This window comes from Hymenobacter ruricola, assembly GCF_015694525.1.
In the GTDB taxonomy this organism is placed as follows: domain Bacteria; phylum Bacteroidota; class Bacteroidia; order Cytophagales; family Hymenobacteraceae; genus Hymenobacter; species Hymenobacter ruricola.
In genome coordinates, this window is the sequence record NZ_JADQDM010000001.1 from 837,956 (window position 1) to 855,150 (window position 17,195).

Annotated in this window: 16 protein-coding genes; 9 read left to right on the forward strand and 7 right to left on the reverse strand. The window is 67.6% G+C overall.

What is annotated here, in order from left to right:
- The first annotated feature begins 73 nt into the window (after positions 1-73).
- Entirely contained in the window at positions 74-2,260 is a 2,187-nt protein-coding gene (locus I2H31_RS03670) for an ATP-binding protein (RefSeq protein WP_230687413.1), read from the forward strand.
- A gap of 73 nt (positions 2,261-2,333) precedes the next feature.
- Here the strand turns inward: I2H31_RS03670 and I2H31_RS03675 are convergent, their stop codons facing one another.
- The gene (locus I2H31_RS03675; RefSeq protein ID WP_196291632.1) at positions 2,334-3,527 is read right to left on the reverse strand and encodes a DUF1624 domain-containing protein; all 1,194 of its coding nucleotides are present in this window, start codon (positions 3,525-3,527) and stop codon (positions 2,334-2,336) included.
- Positions 3,528-3,790: 263 nt separating this feature from the next.
- Here I2H31_RS03675 and I2H31_RS03680 point away from each other — a divergent pair, with 263 nt between their 5' ends.
- Positions 3,791-4,906 carry a mandelate racemase/muconate lactonizing enzyme family protein gene (locus I2H31_RS03680; RefSeq protein ID WP_196291633.1) on the forward strand — a complete coding sequence of 372 codons (1,116 nt, stop codon included), beginning with the start codon at positions 3,791-3,793 and terminating at the stop codon, positions 4,904-4,906.
- Positions 4,907-4,926: 20 nt separating this feature from the next.
- On the forward strand, positions 4,927-6,144 hold the full coding sequence (locus tag I2H31_RS03685; protein WP_196291634.1) for a serine hydrolase: 1,218 nt from the start codon (positions 4,927-4,929) through the stop codon (positions 6,142-6,144).
- Positions 6,145-6,158: 14 nt separating this feature from the next.
- On the opposite strand, the gene I2H31_RS03690 is transcribed toward I2H31_RS03685, so the two are convergent.
- Positions 6,159-6,572: a thiol-disulfide oxidoreductase DCC family protein gene (locus I2H31_RS03690; protein WP_196291635.1), complete on the reverse strand. Its 414-nt coding sequence runs from the start codon at positions 6,570-6,572 to the stop codon at positions 6,159-6,161.
- Positions 6,573-6,753: 181 nt separating this feature from the next.
- Here I2H31_RS03690 and I2H31_RS03695 point away from each other — a divergent pair, with 181 nt between their 5' ends.
- Positions 6,754-7,248 (forward strand): hypothetical protein, encoded by a 495-nt coding sequence (locus I2H31_RS03695; protein WP_196291636.1) that lies wholly within the window; start codon positions 6,754-6,756, stop codon positions 7,246-7,248.
- Between the two features lie 206 nt (positions 7,249-7,454).
- On the opposite strand, the gene I2H31_RS03700 is transcribed toward I2H31_RS03695, so the two are convergent.
- Positions 7,455-7,928, reverse strand: a complete 474-nt coding sequence (locus I2H31_RS03700) for a hypothetical protein (RefSeq protein WP_196291637.1) — start codon at positions 7,926-7,928, stop codon at positions 7,455-7,457.
- A 105-nt stretch (positions 7,929-8,033) separates the two neighbouring features.
- On the opposite strand from I2H31_RS03700, the gene I2H31_RS03705 reads away from it, so the two are divergent.
- Together I2H31_RS03705 and I2H31_RS03710 are read left to right on the forward strand one after the other, a co-directional pair.
- Positions 8,034-9,587 carry an HTTM domain-containing protein gene (locus I2H31_RS03705; RefSeq protein WP_196291638.1) on the forward strand — a complete coding sequence of 518 codons (1,554 nt, stop codon included), beginning with the start codon at positions 8,034-8,036 and terminating at the stop codon, positions 9,585-9,587.
- A 109-nt stretch (positions 9,588-9,696) separates the two neighbouring features.
- On the forward strand, positions 9,697-9,990 hold the full coding sequence (locus I2H31_RS03710; protein WP_196291639.1) for a hypothetical protein: 294 nt from the start codon (positions 9,697-9,699) through the stop codon (positions 9,988-9,990).
- Positions 9,991-10,076: 86 nt separating this feature from the next.
- On the opposite strand, the gene I2H31_RS03715 is transcribed toward I2H31_RS03710, so the two are convergent.
- On the reverse strand, positions 10,077-11,234 hold the full coding sequence (locus I2H31_RS03715) for an esterase/lipase family protein (RefSeq protein ID WP_196291640.1): 1,158 nt from the start codon (positions 11,232-11,234) through the stop codon (positions 10,077-10,079).
- Positions 11,235-11,356: 122 nt separating this feature from the next.
- Between I2H31_RS03715 and I2H31_RS03720 the strand changes: the two genes are divergently transcribed.
- Positions 11,357-11,737 (forward strand): hypothetical protein, encoded by a 381-nt coding sequence (locus I2H31_RS03720; protein WP_196291641.1) that lies wholly within the window; start codon positions 11,357-11,359, stop codon positions 11,735-11,737.
- Between the two features lie 331 nt (positions 11,738-12,068).
- Positions 12,069-13,256, forward strand: a complete 1,188-nt coding sequence (locus I2H31_RS03725) for an MBL fold metallo-hydrolase (RefSeq protein ID WP_230687414.1) — start codon at positions 12,069-12,071, stop codon at positions 13,254-13,256.
- A gap of 135 nt (positions 13,257-13,391) precedes the next feature.
- Here I2H31_RS03725 and I2H31_RS03730 read toward each other — a convergent pair whose 3' ends face one another.
- Together I2H31_RS03730 and I2H31_RS03735 are read right to left on the reverse strand one after the other, a co-directional pair.
- Positions 13,392-14,021, reverse strand: coding sequence for a flavin reductase family protein (locus I2H31_RS03730; protein ID WP_196291642.1), 630 nt, complete (start codon positions 14,019-14,021; stop codon positions 13,392-13,394).
- Positions 14,022-14,094: 73 nt separating this feature from the next.
- Entirely contained in the window at positions 14,095-14,511 is a 417-nt protein-coding gene (locus I2H31_RS03735; protein WP_196291643.1) for a MauE/DoxX family redox-associated membrane protein, read from the reverse strand.
- A gap of 71 nt (positions 14,512-14,582) precedes the next feature.
- On the opposite strand from I2H31_RS03735, the gene I2H31_RS03740 reads away from it, so the two are divergent.
- The gene (locus tag I2H31_RS03740) at positions 14,583-15,068 is read left to right on the forward strand and encodes a hypothetical protein (protein ID WP_196291644.1); all 486 of its coding nucleotides are present in this window, start codon (positions 14,583-14,585) and stop codon (positions 15,066-15,068) included.
- 83 nt (positions 15,069-15,151) lie between these two features.
- Here I2H31_RS03740 and I2H31_RS03745 read toward each other — a convergent pair whose 3' ends face one another.
- On the reverse strand, positions 15,152-17,188 hold the full coding sequence (locus I2H31_RS03745; protein WP_196291645.1) for a S9 family peptidase: 2,037 nt from the start codon (positions 17,186-17,188) through the stop codon (positions 15,152-15,154).
- Between the last annotated feature and the right edge of the window lie 7 nt (positions 17,189-17,195).

Below are 17,195 nucleotides of genomic sequence, written 5' to 3' on the forward strand. Positions count from 1 at the left end.
TTTTCTTTTCCGGCAATTGACAGCGCTGCGGCGCAGGGCGGGCGGCGGGGTTTCCGTTTTTCCCAGGTGCTACTTGTGGCTGTTGGCCGCCGCGTGGCTGCTGGCCCTGCCCGCCCGGGCCACCCCGCCGCCCCCGCCCGACACGCTGAGCATAGCCCGCCTGCCCGCCGGCGGCCGGCTGCTGGCCCCGGGCTGGCGCTACCACGCCGGCGACAACCCCGCCTGGGCCCGGCCCGACTTCGACGCCTCGGCCTGGGAAACCTTCGACCCCCGCCAGCCCCTGGCCAAACTGCCCCCGCGCCTGCGCACCGGCATGGGCTGGGTGCGGCTGCGCTTTCGGCCCGCCGACAGCCTGCGGGCGCGGGCCCTGCGGCTGCAGGTGCTGGGCTACGGGGCCTGGGAAGTGTACCTCAACGGGCGCCTGGTGCAGCGCTCGGGCACCGTGCGGCCCAACCCCAGCCAGGTGCCCGCCCCCGAGCAGCTGCCGGCCATTGAGGTGCCCGCGGGCGGCCCGGCCACCCAGGTGCTGGCCATCCGCTTCGCGCCCTGGCAGTCGGGGCTGCTGCGGCTGGGCACCGGCAACGGCAACACCGCCCGTACCCTGCTGCAGGTGCGCCTGCGCGCCGAGGCCCAGGTGCGGCAGCAGGCCGCCGGGCAGGTAGTGGCCGCGCTGGTCAGCAGCGCCGCCGCCGCCGTGTTCGGGCTGCTCACCCTGCTGCACCTGGCCTTTTTTCGGTACTACCCGCGGCAGCGGGCCAACCTCTACTTCGCCTTTTTCTCGCTGGCGCTGGCCCTGAGCGGCCTGACGGCCGTGGTGCAGTGGGGGGTGGCCTTTCCGCCGCTGGCGGTGGCGGTGCTTTTGCCGTTTAGCCAAACGCTGTTGTTTGCGGTGGGCTACGTGTGGGCCGTGCGGGCGCTCTATGCCCTCTTCGGCTTTCGCCCCGGCTGGGTATATAAGGGCCTGTGGGGCGGGGTGGGGGCGCTGCTGGTGCTGGGCCTGAGCGGGGCCACGTACCTGGGCAACGTGCTGGCGCTGCTTATCCTCGTCACCATTATTGAGCTGGTGCGCCTGACGGTGCGGGCGCTGCGCCAGCGCCAGCGCGGCGCCTGGATTGTGGGAGCGGGCTTTGCCGTGATTCTCCTGGTCATTGTGGTGCTCACCCTGTCGGCGTTGGTCAGCCAGCTGCTGCGGGTGCCCAACCCCCTGCAGGCGCTATCGAGCGGCAACTGGGCGGTGGGCCTGCTGTTTGAGCTCTCGCCCGCGCTGGGCATCTCGCTGTTTCTGGCCCGCGAGTTTGCCCTCGACAGCCAGCTGCTGCAAGTGAAGCTGGCCGAAGTGGAGCGCCTCTCGGCCCAAACCCTGGCCCAGGAGCAGGAAAAGCAGGCCCTGCTGGCCGCCCAAAACGAAACCCTGGAGCAGCAGGTGCAGCAGCGCACCAGCGAGCTGCAACGCTCCCTCACGGACCTGCGCGCCACTCAGGCCCAGCTCATTCAGAAGGAAAAGATGGCCAGTCTGGGCGAGCTCACGGCCGGCATTGCCCACGAAATTCAGAACCCCCTGAACTTCGTGAACAACTTCGCGGAAGTGAGCGCCGAGCTGATGGCCGAGCTGGAAGAAGCCCAGGCCGCCCACGACGCGGAAGAAGTAACGGCCCTGGCGGCCGATGTGCGCCAGAACCTGGGCAAAATCACGGAGCACGGCCGCCGGGCGGCGGCCATTGTGCGCGGCATGCTGGAGCATTCGCGCCAGAGCACCGGCGAGCGGGCCCCCACCGACCTCAACGCCCTTTGCGACGAGTACCTGCGCCTGGCCTACCAGGGCCTGCGCGCCAAGGAAAAGACTTTCAACGCCACGCTCCAGACCGATTTTGCCCCCGGCCTGCCGCCGGTGCAGGCCGTGGCCGGCGACCTGGGCCGGGTGCTGCTCAACCTGTTCGGCAACGCCTTCTACGCCGTGCAAAAGCGCCAGCAAACCGGCGAGCCCGGCTACGCGCCCACCGTGACGGTGAGCACGCAGCACACGGAGGGCCGGGTCGAAATCCGGGTGACGGACAACGGCACGGGCATCCCCGCCGGCGTGCTGGGAAAAATCTTCCAGCCCTTTTTCACCACCAAGCCCACCGGCGAGGGCACCGGCCTGGGCCTCTCGCTGAGCCACGACATCATTGCCCAGGGCCACGGCGGCACGCTGGCGGTGGAAAGCCGCGAGGGCGAGGGCACCACTTTTTGCGTGGGCTTGCCGCTGGGCGCCGGGGCGTAGCCGGGGCCGCCGCGCCTTTGGCGGGCCGGCGCATGGGGCTGCACCCGCGCCCGGAGGCGTTTTCACCACCCGTTTACAAATACGACAGCCACCAATAAGTGTGGGTCTGCTTGAAGCGCTGGTACCAGCGGCAGGGCCCGTACATCAGCAGCACCACCGTGGCCCACACCAGGTAGGCCCGCCCCAGGCTGGGCGCGTAGCCGGCGGGCCAGTCCTTGACGTTGGCGAACGCCAGATTTATTGCCTTGCCAAAGGCCAGCGTGGTCCACACCCAGGCCGCGAAGCTGAGCAGCGCAAAGTGCCCGATGTAGTAGAAAAACGGCACTTGCCCAAACGTGCGCAGCACCCGCACCAGCCCGCCGGTGGCGGTTTCGGCCCCGCTGAGCAGCAGCAGCGCCACGCCCAGCGTGAGGCTCACAAACAGCAGCGACGGCGGCGATTTCGTGACGTTGAGAAACGACAGGGCCGTGTGCAGCCCGCCCTGCGGCTGCGGGCTCCAGGGGGAGGGGTCGCCGTACCAGTTGGTGGCCCGCAGCACCACAAACAGCACCAGCAGCCCGGCCCCGGCCCAGCGCAGGCGGCGGTTGCGCTCGGGCAGCGGCAGCCGGAACCACGGCCCCAGCACGTAGCCGGCCAGCAGCACCCCCAGCCACGGCCCCAGCGAATAGCCCACCAGCACGGGCGTGCCCAGCACGGGCAGCACAAACGGCCCGTTGTGCAGCAGTGCCCACCCGGCATTGGCGGCCGTGACGGGGGCAATGTTGGGCAGCAGGTTGTGGCCAACAATGATGAGCAGCGCGAGGCCCGCCAGCAGCCCGCGCGGCAGCCAGCGCAGGCCCGCCAGCAGCACCAGCCCGGCCCCGATGACGTAGATGACCAGCAGCAAAATCAGGTCGTGGCTCCAGCTGAGGATGAAGGTGAGCAGCACCACTTCGAGCAGGATGAGCCACAGCCCCCGCGTGAGCAGGAAACGGCTGACGGCCGCCCCGTCCTGCCGCTTCTGCTCGTACAAATACACGCTGCAGCCCGACAAAAACACGAATGTGGGCGCGCAGAAGTGCGTGACCCAGCGCGTGAAAAACAGCAGCGCCGGGGCGTGCGCCACGTCTTCCGGCCGCACAGGGAAAGGGCTCCAGAAGTCGCGGGTGTGGTCGAGGGCCATGATGACCATGACCAGGCCCCGCACCACGTCGAGGGCCTGCACGCGGGGCGTGGCGGCGCGGGGGAGGCCGGCAGCTGGCGTGGCAACGGGCGAAATCGGAGACATTGGCGGGTGGGTGGGGAAAGTGGCGGAAGTAGTTGAGCGGGCGAGTGTTCGCCAAAGATGGTAGGTAGCGCGCACTCACCTACCATGCGTTCTGTGCTTTCGAGCCGAGAATTCTTCAACTCCGGGTTCGGCAACCTTTAAGAGGCACGGAAGCAAGGCTGAGCAACTGGGACCCTTTGCCTGGGGCAGCCGGTGGCAGCCGCGTTGCTTTATCCCGGCCGGGCGCCGTCATTTGCGGGCCCACCCCGTTCGCTTGCTGCATCATGCCCGGCACCACCATCCAAGCCATCAGTATCTACAAGCTGCTTGTGCCGCTGCGCGAGCCGTTTGTCATCTCCCTGGGCCCGCTGCTGGCGGTGCAAAACGTGGTGGTCGTCATTCGCACCCGGGACGGCCATACCGGCTACGGCGAGTGCAGTCCCTTCCTCACCATCAACGGCGAGAGCGTGGACACCTGCTTCCTCGTGGGCCAGTACTTCGCGCCCGCCCTCCGGGGCCGCGACGCCCTGGACCTGTCCGGCGCCCTGGCCGAGCTGGACCGCATCATCTACGGCAACAGCAGCATCAAAAGCGCCTTCGACGTGGCCCTGCACGACATTGCGGCCCAGCACGCGGGCCTGCCGATGTACGAATTCCTGGGCGGGCACAACCGCAAAACCCTGCACACCGACATGACCGTGAGCCTCGGTCCCGCCGAAAAAATGCAGGCCGACGCCGTGCGCTTTCAGCAGGAAGGCTTTCCCGCCATCAAGGTGAAGCTGGGCGACACCTTGGAAAATGACGTGGCCCGCATCCGGGCCATTCGGGCGGGCATCGGCCCGGCCCACCCGCTGCGCATCGACGCCAACCAGGGCTGGAAAACCGCCGACACCGCCGTTGCCGTGCTGCAGGCACTGGCCGAATTCAACATCGAACACTGCGAAGAGCCCATTCTGCGCCAGCACTTCATGGATTTGAGCCGCGTTTCGGCCGCCTCGCCCATCCCCATCATGGCCGATGAAAGCTGCGGCGACGAGCACGACGCCGCCCGGCTCATTCGGCTGCAGGCCTGCCGCATGCTCAACATCAAGCTGGGCAAGTCGTCGGGCTTCCACCGGGCCCGGAAAATTGCGCAGCTCGGCCAGGCCGCCGGCCTCACCCTGCAAGTGGGCGGCTTCCTCGAATCGCGCCTGGGCATGACGGCCGCCGCCCACCTCGCCCTCACCAACGACGCCATCCGGCACTGCGATTTCGACACACCGCTCATGTTCAGCGAAGACCCCGTGCTGGGTGGCATCCGCTACCGGCCCGGCGGCGTGGTGGAAGTGCCCACCGTGCCCGGGCTGGGCGCCACCATCGACGAAGCCTTCCTGCGGCGCGCCGAGCAGGTGCATTTCTGATGAACAGGCTGGTGTGCCAAATGAGGCTCCTGCTGGGCCTGCTGATGCTGCCCGCCGGCCCGGCCGCTGCTCAACTGCTTCCGAACCCCCTGCGCCAGGTGCTGCGCCACGACACCGTGGGCCTCAGCCGCGTGCTGGCCCACCCCGAGACGTACCGGCTGCAGATTCTTTACACCCGGGTGCGGCGCGATGCGGCCGGGCAGCCGCATTTCCGCCGCTACGGCTACCAGATGCGGCCCCACAACTATTTCTACCCGGCCAGCGCCGTGAAGCTGGCCGCCGCGGCCCTGGCCCTGGAAAAGCTCCGGCGCTTATCGGCCCAAATCCCCGGCCTCACGCCCGATTCGCCCATGCTCACGGACTCGGCCTTTGCCGGGCAAACGCGGGCGCGCCGCGACAGCAGCAGCGCCAGCGGCCGCCCCACGCTGGCCAACTACGTGCGCAAAGCCCTTCTGGTGAGCGACAACAACGCCTTCAACCGACTCTATGAGTTTGTGGGGCCGGCCGAGCTGAACGCCGGCCTGGCCCGTTTGGGCCTGCGCCACAGCCGCCTGCAACACCGCCTTGCCGTGGGCGACCAGGAGCCCGGCAGCCGCCACTCCAACCCGGTGGCCTTCTACGCCGACACCGCCGCCACGCAACTGCTTTACCAGCAGCCCGCCGGCTACTTCGCCGGCCCCTGGCCCCGGCTACAGCTGCGCGGCGAGCAGATAGGGCAAGCCCACGTGCAGGGCCCGGAGGCGGTGCCAGGCCCGTTGGATTTCAGCCAGAAAAATGCCTTCTCGCTGCCCGACTTGCAGCGCCTGCTGCGCGCCGTGCTTTTTCCGGAGACGTTCCCGGCGAGCCAGCGCCTGCAGCTTGCCCCCGAGGATGTGGCCCTGTTGCGCGAGGCGCTGTCGTGGCCGCCCCGCGCCAGCCGGCACCCGCGCTACGACGCCGCGCATTACCCCGACACCTACGCCAAGTTCCTGCTGGGTGGTGGAGGGCTCGCGCCGCTGCCCGCCGGCGTGCGGGTGTTCAATAAAATAGGCCAGGCCTACGGCTTTCTCATCGACAACGCCTACGTGGAGGACCCGGAAAACCGCGTTGAATTCCTGCTCAGCGCGGTGCTTTACGTGAATGCCGACGGCGTGCTGAACGACGACAAGTACGAGTACGACACCGTGGGCCTGCCGTTTCTGCGCGACCTGGGCCGGCGGGTGTACGAGGCGGAGCTGCGCCGGAAAGGGCAGCCGTGACCGGGGATTGGGGACTACAAAAACCGCGCTTTCAGCGCCGGGGTGGGCAGCATGCAGCTTTCTTCGCGCCCAAACCAGCGGTAGCGGTGCCGGGCCACGAAGCGGTAGGCGGCGTCGCGCAGGGCACGGGGCAGCAGCTCGGCCACGGCGGCCAGGCGCCAGGCGCCGCCCAGGCCGTGGGCAATGCGCAGCACCGCGCTGGAATGCGAATACAGGCGCCCCTGGCGCAGCAGCAGCACCGATTCGGGGGCGGCAGCCGGAATGGCCTGGCCTTGGGCAGCCAGCAGGGCCTGGCCGGCTTCGCTTTGCAGGGCCGCGAAGCGGTAGCGCCCGGCCGCGTCGTGCCGGATGACGAACTGCACGAAGCCGTTGCAGAGGTTGCACACGCCGTCGAAGAAAATGGTGTCGGGAGCGGCGGGGGAGGGCATGGAAAAGGGGAAAGCAGCGCCGATGTTAACGAACCCGCCGGCCGGGAGGTTGGTGCAAGGCGACGAATACGAAGTGGCCGCGGGCGCAACTCCGTATTTGTTTCAAAGAAAATACGGATTTATTCGTCGGTTGGGGCTTTGGCGTTGGTCGTATAGCTAACCATACCAACCTCTTATTGTCATGTTTACGAAAAAAATTATTTCCCCTCTCGCCGCGCTGGCCCTCAGCACTGCCCTGCTCGGGGCCTGCCAATCCAAAACCTCGGACGAAAGTTCTACCTCGACCAGCTCCGACACCAGCACGATGAGCAGCGACTCCTCGGCTAGCGGCAGCGGCTCGGGCAGCATGAGCGGCTCGGGCACGGGCTCGGAAGGCGGCATGGGCGGCTCGGGCAGCGCCGGCGATACGAGCCCGACCAGCGGCTCTACCAGCGGCACGGGCGGCAGCATGAGCACGTCGGGCAGCACCAGCGGCAGCACCGGCGGCGACATGGGCTCCACCAGCGGCAGCACTTCGGGTTCGATGGGTAGCACCAGCGGCTCAACCGGCGGCATGAGCACCAGCGGTTCGACGGGTGGCTCGACCGGCGGCATGAGCACTTCCGGCTCCACGGGCGGCGCGGGCGGCTCTACCAGCGGCTCGGGCTCCACGGGCGGCACCACCGGCAGTCACTAAGTTTTTCGCAGGCCAATGCGCCCGGCGCGTTGGCTTGTTCTCTTTCCTTCCTTTCCACCCTCAGCGCATAGAGTTATGAAAAAGCACCTTTCCTGGCCGTCCTGGGCCGTTGCTCTGGGAGTTTCGGCCTTAGTCCTCGACATGGGCCTGACGGCGCACAGCCAGTCGCCGGCCACTTCTTTCCAGTCGTCGTTGGCCGCGCTCGACTACCAGGGCACCACGGGCGGCTCGACCACGGGCGGCTCGGGTAGCACCAGCGGCAGCACGTCGGGCTCAGGTTCCATGTCTACTTCGGGCAGCACCAGCGGCTCGCGGGGCATGAGCACTTCGGGCTCCACCAGCGGCAGCGGCCGCAGCACCAGCGGCTCTACCAGCGGTTCGGGCAGCATGAGCACGTCGGGCTCGATGGGCTCGACCAGCGGCAGTACGTCGGGTAGCATGGGCTCGACCAGTGGTAGCACCAGCGGCACCACTTCGGGTTCGCGGCGCGCGGGCGGCAGTACCTCCGGCCGCATGAGCGGCAGTACGTCGGGCTCCACCGGCGGTACCACGTCGGGCCGCAGCAGCGGCTCTACCAGCGGCAGTTCCACCAGTGGCCGTTCTACCAGCGGTTCCGGCTCCACCACGGGCATGAGCACTTCGGGCAGCACCAGCGGCTCCACCACGCGATAGGAAACCAAATTCCTAAGGCTTAGATTTTTTTCGCAAGGCGAAAGGGCGCGTCGTTCCGTATGACAGCCTTTTCGCCTTGTTGATTTTCTTCCCGGCGCTCGCCGGTTCATTTTATGGATGAAGCCAAACCGGGCTTTTGGGGCGTGCTCAAGCGCCCGTTCGTGCTCGATTTGCGGGCCCTGGCGCTGTTGCGCATGGCCACCGCCGCGGTGGTGCTGGTCGACCTAGCCATTCGCAGCACCGACCTCGAAGCCCACTACGCCAATATGGGCGTGATGCCCGTGCCCGTGCTCCTGGAGCGCGCCTGGACGCCCTACCAGTTCTCGCTGCACGCCGCCAGCGGCCTGTGGCAGGTCGAAGCCGTGCTGTTTCTCCTCGCCGCCCTGGTGGCCGGGGCGCTGCTGCTGGGCTACCACACGCGGCTGGCTACGGTGGCCTCGTGGGTGCTGCTGGTGTCGCTGCAAAACCGCAACACCCTCATCGGCCAGGGCGGCGACGACCTGCTGCGCATGCTGCTGTTCTGGGGCATTTTCCTGCCCTGGGGCCGGGTCTGGTCCCGGGACGCGCGCGACAAACCCGCACCCGCACGGCTCGATTATTTCGGCGCGGCCACCGTGGCCTACGTGGTGCAGCTGGCCCTGCTGTACTGGTGCACCGCCCTGCTCAAAAACGGCGCCGAGTGGACCCGCGAAGGCACCGCGCTCTACTACGCCTTCAGCCTCGACCAGCTGGTGCTGCCCGGCGGCCGGCTGCTCTACCCGTATCCCGAGCTGCTGCGGGTGCTCACCTTCGGGGCCTATTTCACCGAGCTCCTGCTGCCCTTTGCCTTGTTCATTCCGGTGGGAGTGCGCTGGTGGCGGCTGCTGGTGGTGGGGGTGCTGTTTTTCTTTCACCTCACCATCAGCCTCACGCTGTTTGTGGGCCTGTTTTTCCTGATAAACTGGGCCTCGATACTGGGGCTGCTGCCGCCCCTGGCGCTCGACTGGCTGGAAAGGCGCTTCGGACGCCTCGCACCCCTGGCCCGGCGCTGGCACGCCAAGCTGCCCACTTGGCAGGCCCCCTGGCGCCTGCGACTGGAGCGTACCCGCCCGCCCACCGCCGGGGGCCTGCGCCTGGCCCGCGCCGCGCGCGAAACCTTCGTGGCCGTGGTGCTGGCCTACGTCTGCCTCTGGAACCTCGACGACGTGGCCGTGCTGCGGCCCCGCGGCGGCCGCCTGCCCGACGGCCTGCGCTGGTTCGGCTACCTGTTTCGCGTCGACCAGCACTGGGGCATGTTTGCGCCCACGGTGTTCAAGGACGACGGCTGGTACATCTTCGAGGGCACCACCGCCCGCGGCCAAGTGCTGGACCTGAACCGCGGCGGCGCCCCCGTGCGCTACACCAAGCCCGCCGCCATCGTCTCGCTGTTCAAAAACGACCGGTGGCGCAAGTATTCGGAGAATTACCTCTTCGTCGATTTCGCCTGGATGCGGCCTTACTACTGCAACTACCTGCTCCGCATCTGGCACGAAAACCCGGCCCACCCGCCGCTGCGCCACCTCTCGGTGGTGTACATGAAGGAGGTATCCTTGCCCAACTACCAGGTGGCCAAACCCACCCGCGAAGTGTTGTGCGACTGCGAGTTGCCGCCGCAACCCGAGGCTCCGTCGGCGACCATGCGCAACTAAAAAATACGTATTTACCAGGAGGGATTTACGGATAAATCGCGCCCGTGAGGCTCGTATAGCCATAGTGCCATCCGGCATCGTTCCTTCCTTTCCACATTTTCCTTCCCTTATGAAACGCAAATGGCTTTCCGGGCTGACTGGCGCTTTGCTGTGTTCGTCGCTCGTCGTTTTCAGCGCCTGCTCCACTTCCGAAAGTGCTGGCTCTACCAGCGGCTCGGAGCCGCGCACCACCAGCGGCACCACGTCGGCCAGCGACATCAACGGGACCCCGGCCGGCAGCGCCACCACCTCCGGTACCACCACAGGCGCCTCCACCACGTCGGGCACCACTACCACGGGCACTACCAGCGGCACCACATCGGGCAGCAGCACGTCGGGCTCTACCACGGGCAGCACCACCTGATTTCAACCAGCCTTCCTTCCTTTCCACAACCAGGGCCATTTCCTTCGCGGATTTGGCCCTGGCTTTTTTAACGAAAAAGCCAGGGCCTATGCCCACTGTTTAAGGTACTGAAACACCTCTGGGTGCGTAAGGAGTCCGCCGTGGTGCTGCTGGCCGAACACGGCCGTGCGCACGCTGGCGCCTTCCGGCAGGGCCGCCTCGTCGCCAAACGTGGCGTGGCCGCGGGCGCTGCCCTGGCCCACCAGCCCGTCGCCGAAGTACTCGCGCAGGGCCGAAGGGCGCGTTGAGCGCAGCCAGGCGCCCATCAGGATGTGGTAGCGCACGCCGGGCAGCGGCGGCACGGGCGTGCGCGGCGGCGTGAGGTCGTTGGCGTGGGCGTCCTGCCAGTCATCGTCCACCAATATGGAGTAGCGCAGGTCCTTGATGCCGTTGCTGCGCTGGTTGAGCGCCTTGCTCAGAAACCGCGTGGGAAACAGGTTGATGCGCTCCAATAGCCGCGCCGTGAAGTGAGAGTTCTGCTCCAGCCACGAGCCGTCGTTGGGCGTGCCCAGCAAAAACACCGACCGCAAATGCGCCAGCCAGGGGGCTTGTTGAGTTAAGAGTTGAGAGTTAAGAGTTAGGGTTTGTTTCTCTGTTGGTAGCGCTGGTTCGGTTGAGTCAACTCTTAACGCTTCACTCTTCACTCCTAACTGACCATAATGCCCCGCCGAGCGGATGATGAGCCCGCCCATGCTGTGGCCCACCAGCACGAGCTCGCCCACGGCGTCGGGGTAGGTGCTGACCAGCTCGGTGAGTAGGCGGCTGAGCTCGCGGCCGTTTTCGGAGAGGTGCAGGCCGGAGTTGAAGCGCAGGTAGAGGGCGCGGCAGTGGGTTTCTTCGGCCAGGCGCGGGCCGTAGCGGCGGCTGCCGGGCGCGTCCTGAAACCCGGTTTGCCAGATGAGCTCGTCGCCCATCAGGCCGTGCACGAACACCACGGTTTTCTGGCGGGGCTCGCTCAGGCGCAGGTCGGCCACGGGCACGTCCTCGCCGCCCCGCCGGAAGCTCATCCGGATGGCGCGGCGGTCGAAGCGGGCCGCCAGCTGGTCGCCGAGGGCGCCGTTGAGCACGGGCAGGAAAAAATGCTGGTGGGCCCGGCCCGAGCGCACGAGGTAGCCGGCGCCGCGCACGGGCAGCAGGGCGGCGCGCCCCACCGCCCCGAGGGCCCGGCGGAAGCGGGAAGGCTGGGGAGCGTCGGAAGCGGCCATGACGAAAAAAGCAGAAGAGTGGCGGCACGCGCCGGCCCCGAAAGTAACGCGCACGGCGGCATCGGGTTGGCCTTCCGCCCGAAATCCCCGTACTTTGTGGGACCAATCCCCAGACCTACTTCATGAAGCTCTCTTCTCGTCCCGCCCTGGCTTTGCTGCTGGGCACCGCTTTGGCCGCCACGCTTTCGTCCTGCGACTACCGCTGGAGCCCGGGCGAAAACCCGCAATTCAAACACGGTTTCACCAAAGCGCCCGGCTGGCACAATTGGGACGTGAACCGCGACAGCATCAACTACAAGCAGCGCGTGGAGCCCGCCGGCGGCGAAGGCTCGGCCGCGGCCATTGCCAACGGCACCGTGCAGGACCAGCTCAACTCGGCCCCCGCCGGCAACAGCACCGCCTCGCCCCAGGCCGCCAACGGCACCATGAACTCGGTGGACAAAGCCACCAACGGCAACGGCAACACCAACGACCAGCCGCAGCCCAAGTCGCAGCCGCAGTAGTTTTTTAAGCTCCGCGCTGGAAGCCCGTCACTGGTTCAGTGGCGGGCTTTTTGCGTTTGGGCGAAGCGCGGCCGTAGGCGCGGCGCGGCTTTTTAGGTAGTGAAAAAACTCAACCTGCCGGCTACCGGCTGCCGTAGTAGCAGCGGGCCGGCCCGTCAGCCGTCATGCCGAGCGCAGCGAAGCATCTGTACCGCGCAACGCATTCCAATCAACAGGATTACTTCCGAGGTAAAGATGCTTCGCTGCGCTCGGCAAGACGTTCTTTTCGTTGCGTGACGGCTTGCGAGTCCCCACCTCACTTCTCCCCACCTCACCCACTTCCTCCCCGCCTATGCTTTCCAACGATGCCACCCGGGCCACCACGCCCGCTTTCACCGCCGTAGTGCCCGGCCTGAGCGTGCTGCGCGACGTGTTTGTGAACCTCTACTACGCCTTTCCGCAAGACCAGCCGCAGGGCCCCTGGGTGCTGATTGACGCCGGCCTGCCGGGCTCTTCTGACAAGATTATCAAGCAGGCCGAGGAGCTGTTCGGGCCCGACACCCCGCCCGCTGCCATCCTGCTCACCCACGGGCACTTCGACCACGTGGGCGCCCTGGATGGCCTGCTGGCTGCCTGGCCCGACGTGCCGGTGTACGCGCACCCTCTGGAACTGCCCTACCTCACCGGCAAGTCGGGCTTCCCGCCGCCCGACCCCACCGTGGGCGGCGGCATGATGGCCTACCTCTCCTTTACTTACCCCAAGCACGCCTACGATTTCGGCCCCCGCGTGCAGGCCCTGCCCGCCGACGGCAGCGTGCCCGGCCTGCCCGGCTGGCGCTGGGTGCACACGCCGGGGCACACGTTCGGGCACGTTTCCTTCTTCCGCGAGCACGACAAGGTGCTGGTGGCCGGCGACGCTTTCACCACCGTGAAGCAGGAGTCGGGCTCGGCGGTGTACACCCAGAAGCAGGAAGTGCACGGCCCGCCGGCCTACTTCACGCCCGACTGGGACGCCGCCCGCGAGTCGATAGCGCTGCTGGCCCGCCTGGAGCCCGAAGTGGCCGCCACCGGCCACGGCATTCCGATGAGCGGCACCACGTTGCGCCGCCAGCTGGCCGACTTCGTGCCGCGGTTCGACGCGCTGGCCCGCCCCAAAGTGGGCCGCTACGCCAAAGTGCCGGCCACGGCCGACGGCAGCGGGGTAACCTCGGTGCCGCCGCCCCTGGTGCAGCCCTGGCTGAAAGGCCTGGCCCTGGCCGGATTGGCCATTGGGGCCGTGGCGCTGGCCACGGCCGGCAAGGGCAAAAAGAAAGACAAAAAGCGGAAACAAGGCCGTACCGACAGTTCCGATTCGCCCGGCAAAGCCGCTCAGCGCCCGGCCGACGGCTCGTACCGGGCCTGGTACCGCGACAACCCGGCTGCCGGCTCGGAGCCAGGCCACGGCGGTTCCAACTTTTCGCACGAGACTGGTACCCGGCAACACGCCGACCAGCGCTACTCCGACTCCTGGAGCCGCAAGATTGAAACGCAGTATCCGTAGACCGGAGCGCCGATAATTAGTCTTAAAACGTCATGCCGAGCGCCAGCGAAGCATCTTTACCGCAATAGTAAAATCAATTACTGCTGCGGTAAAGATGCTTCGCTGCGCTCGGCATGACGTTTTAGGCAAAAACATTTACTGCGCTTCCGGAAATTTCCCCGGCCGGGCGTAGCCGAAGCGCACGGGCGGCTGCACGGCGTGGTAGCCGTCGAGGCCGGAGATGCAGGCGACGCCAAACGCGGCCAGGTCCAGGGTGCCGTCTTCCCGCAGGCCTTCTTCGCGCAGATACACGTGTTCCACCGCGCCCACCAGCAGCACGGTGCCGTTGCTGATGGCGTGCTCTTCGAGCAGGCGCAGGCCAATGCTGAGTGGGCTTTCGGCCACGTAGGGCGCCGGGAAGCCGTCGCGGTACTCGGCGGTGAAGCCGCAGGCGTCGAACTCCGACACGTCGTCGGGGAAATTGGCCGAGGTGTAGTGGGCCGGGGCGGCCAGGGCCTGGGGCACGTGGTTGAGGGTGTAGCAGCCGCTGGCTTTGAGGTTGGCGTAGGTGTGGCGGGGCACGGTGGTGGGCCGCGTCACGATGCCGAGCAGGGCGGGGTCGGAGCCCAGGTGCAGGGCCGAGCTGAACACGGCCAGGTTGGTGGCGCCGTCGGGCGCGGCGGTGCCCACCAGGTTGGCGGGCTTGAAGCCGGGCAGGCCGTTGACGAGGTTGAGGCGGTAGATTTTCTCGAAAGCCTGAAGGTCGGCGGCGGTGAGGTGGCGCATGGAGGAACGAAGGTGGGAGCGGGCGTGGTGGGGCAATGACCAGCTTCTTCCCCCAATTGTTCAGCCCAGGACGTTAGTGTGCGGTGGGACCCGCCGAGCGGTCGAGGCAGAGGCGGTTGTACTGGCTGTGCAGAATCAGCGCAAACAGAAACAGGCCGTAGACCAGCTGCGTGCCCACGGTAGCCCATTGCTCCAGCAGGCTGCTGCCGAACACCAGGGCCGTCATCAGCAGCATGGCCGCGGCGAGGACGGCGCGCGTGAACAGCCCGATAATCAGCAGCACGCCAATGGCGCCTTCCACGAAAGGCAGCCCGGCGGCGAAAGGCCGCACCAGCAGCTCGGGCAGCAGGGAATTGGCAAACTGCTTCGCCATGCCCGCCTGAAACGCGGCCAGCTTGGGCAGCCGCACCAGGAAATGAGTCAGAAAGGCCACGCCCATCAGCAGGCGGCCCAGCACGAAGGCCAGTTCGGCATTGGTCAGAGTAAGCATGCCGGCTATACGGGCGGGCCGGGCGGGCGTTATCGGGCCGGGCGCCCAGCCGGGCGTTCTACCTTTGGGTTATGCCCTGCGTCTGTTCCCAGTATCCGCCGCTTGAACTCACCCGTGCCGCCATCAACAAGCGCATCAAGGCCACGCCAGCCCTTTTGAAGCCGCTGGGGCTGCTGGTCACCCACGCCGCCGCGAAGCTGAAGCTGTTGCAGTGCCCGCAGTGCGGCCACTATTGGCAAACCGGGTGGGAGTGGAATCTGGGCGGCACCGAATACGCGTACCAGGTGCCGGCCATCGAAGTAGCCGAGTGGCTGCGGGAACCCTACCTGCAGCCCGCCGCGTGGATGGTGTACGCCGCCCTAATGCAGCCGTATTACGCCAAAAACACCTTCGAGCCCAGCGGCAAGCCCTGCCGGGTGGCGCAGTGTCCGCACCCGGCCATCAAGTTCAGCGGCGTGTGCGAGCCGCACCACATCGAGCAGCTGCAGGAGTTCGGCCTGCTGCCCAAGCGGCCGGCGGGCCGGTTGTTCCCGCCTTACCACACCGCTTCCGCCTGAAGTTCTGTTGGCGAGCAGGACGCCGAAGGCATACCGGCACGAAACGGACAAAGCTGCCGGCCAAGGGGAAGTAGGCGCGCCGCTTATTTGGCCGCCGGCCCGGGCTGCAGATACCGGTCGAGCCACTCCACCCAGAGCCGGTTCCATTCGGCGCTGCGCACGGGGTCGCCCGGCACGTGGGCCGCAATAGGGAAGGCCACGAAGCGCACCGGCACGTCATTGTCCTGCAGGGCGTGGTAAAGCTTATAGGCGTTGGCAATGGGCACCCGGAAGTCGTTCACGTTGTGCAGGATGAGCGTGGGCGTGCGCCAGCGCCCGGCCCGCGCCAGGGGCGACTGCGCCCGGTAGCGCGCCAGGTTTTCGGCGCTCAGCCAGGGCGAGGGGCCGTAGTGCCCGGCGTTGGCAATGTTGTTGTCGCTCAGGTTGTAGCTATCCAGCAAATCGACCACGGCCGAGGCCGCCACCGCGCAGCGCCAGCGCCACGGCTCGCCCATGAGCCAGGCCGTCAGGAAGCCGCCGTAGCTGGCCCCGCTCAGGGAAATGCGGCTGGTGTCCACCCATCCGCGCGTTGTGAGCGCGGCAATGCCCGCCAGCACATCACGCCCCGGCCCAGCGCCCGCGTCTTCCCGAATGGCCCGCTGAAAGGCGTAGCCCAGGTTGTCGGAGCCCCGGTAGTTGGGCTGAAACACCACGTAGCCGCGCGCCGCCACCGCCTGCCCCAGCCCGTAAAACGCCAGCCGCGAAGCATTGGAGGGCCCGCCGTGCATCATCAGCACCAGCGGGTATTTTTTGGTGGGCTCAAAGTCGGGCGGGTAGGTGAGGACGCCGTCGGGCCGCAGGTTGTCGGACGTCCACTGCACGGCTTCCATGCGGCCTAGCGGCAGGGCGGCCGTTTCGTGGTTGAAATCGGTGAGGCGACGCGGGGCGGCCGCGGGCGACGCTAAGTAGTACAGCTCCGGCGGGCGGCCGGGCTCGTTGGCCGTGAGGGCCAGGGCAGCGCGGCGGCCCACCGACATGTCCACCCAGTAGCTGCCGTTGGGCGACACCGCGCCCAGCTTCAGCCGCTGGCTGCTGCCGTTCAGGCCCTGCTGCCAGATGGCAACGGTGGTGCCGTCGTTCCCGCCCACCAACAGGCTCTGGCTGTCGGGGCTCCACAAGGCGCGTTGCAGGTTGCGGTCGAGCGCGCGGCTGAGGTGGCGCGCCGGGCCGCCCGCCGCGGGCACCACGTCAAATTCCAGCGACTCAAAATACGGTGGCTCGCGCGGCGTCTGGTAGCTTATCCAGCGGCCGTCGGGTGAGTAGGCGGGCAGGTCGACCCGGTGCGGCGAGCCGGGCAGCGCCCGCAGCGCTCCGGAGGCCACTTCCAGGGTGTACACCTGGGTTTCCTGGTCGCCGGTCTGGGCGCTGGGGCGGAGCACGCACACCAGCACGCGGCCGTCGGGCGCCCAGCCAAACGGCGCCGACGAGTCGTCGGGCAAGCTGAGCGGGCCGCTGGTGAGGCGGCGGGCGGGGGCGTTGCCAGCCGCTGCCACCAGCCACAGGTGGTCGGGCGCAGGCGGCGCGGTTAGGGTCACGGCGCCGTTGCCCACCTCGAAGCTGTCGTGGCCGCGGGCCGCTTCGGCCGCGTTGGCGGGCGCATCGGCGGCCGAGTAGACCAGGGCCGTGCCGTCGGGGCTCCAGCTATAGAGCTGCACGTTTTCGACGGCGCTGGTGAGCTGCCGCGCTTCGCCGGACGCCAGGGTTTGCACGAAGAGCTGGGTGTGCGCGTCTTTGCCGGTGCCGGTGCGAGCCAGAAACGCCACCCGGTCGCCGGAGGGCGCCCAGCGCGGCTGCTTCACGGTGGGGCGGCCGGCCACTAGCACGCGTTGCCGGCCGCTGGCCACGTCCACCAGCACCACTTCGGCGTCGTGGCGGTTGGTGGTGAAATTGGGGCGCGACACCACCACCAGAATGCTGCGGCCATCGGGCGACAGCTGCGGGTCGCTCACGTTCACCAGCTTGCCGATGTCGGCCAGCTCAAACCGGCGTTGGGCCCGCGTCGCGTGGGGCCGCAGCCCCAGCAGCATCAGCACCGCCAGCAGCCAGGCCGCCAGCGGACCTTTTAGTGTCCGCATTTTCATGGGCGCA

Coding starts and splice junctions, on each gene's coding strand:
- I2H31_RS03675 (WP_196291632.1), bottom strand. CDS start 3,527: ATGTCTCCGATTTCGCCCGTTGCCACGCCAGCTGCCGGCCTCCCCCGC.
- I2H31_RS03730 (WP_196291642.1), bottom strand. CDS start 14,021: ATGCGCCACCTCACCGCCGCCGACCTTCAGGCTTTCGAGAAAATCTAC.
- I2H31_RS03680 (WP_196291633.1), top strand. CDS start 3,791: ATGCCCGGCACCACCATCCAAGCCATCAGTATCTACAAGCTGCTTGTG.
- I2H31_RS03740 (WP_196291644.1), top strand. CDS start 14,583: ATGCCCTGCGTCTGTTCCCAGTATCCGCCGCTTGAACTCACCCGTGCC.
- I2H31_RS03710 (WP_196291639.1), top strand. CDS start 9,697: ATGAAACGCAAATGGCTTTCCGGGCTGACTGGCGCTTTGCTGTGTTCG.
- I2H31_RS03695 (WP_196291636.1), top strand. CDS start 6,754: ATGTTTACGAAAAAAATTATTTCCCCTCTCGCCGCGCTGGCCCTCAGC.
- I2H31_RS03720 (WP_196291641.1), top strand. CDS start 11,357: ATGAAGCTCTCTTCTCGTCCCGCCCTGGCTTTGCTGCTGGGCACCGCT.
- I2H31_RS03705 (WP_196291638.1), top strand. CDS start 8,034: ATGGATGAAGCCAAACCGGGCTTTTGGGGCGTGCTCAAGCGCCCGTTC.
- I2H31_RS03715 (WP_196291640.1), bottom strand. CDS start 11,234: ATGGCCGCTTCCGACGCTCCCCAGCCTTCCCGCTTCCGCCGGGCCCTC.
- I2H31_RS03690 (WP_196291635.1), bottom strand. CDS start 6,572: ATGCCCTCCCCCGCCGCTCCCGACACCATTTTCTTCGACGGCGTGTGC.
- I2H31_RS03745 (WP_196291645.1), bottom strand. CDS start 17,188: ATGAAAATGCGGACACTAAAAGGTCCGCTGGCGGCCTGGCTGCTGGCG.
- I2H31_RS03725 (WP_230687414.1), top strand. CDS start 12,069: ATGCTTTCCAACGATGCCACCCGGGCCACCACGCCCGCTTTCACCGCC.
- I2H31_RS03685 (WP_196291634.1), top strand. CDS start 4,927: ATGAGGCTCCTGCTGGGCCTGCTGATGCTGCCCGCCGGCCCGGCCGCT.
- I2H31_RS03735 (WP_196291643.1), bottom strand. CDS start 14,511: ATGCTTACTCTGACCAATGCCGAACTGGCCTTCGTGCTGGGCCGCCTG.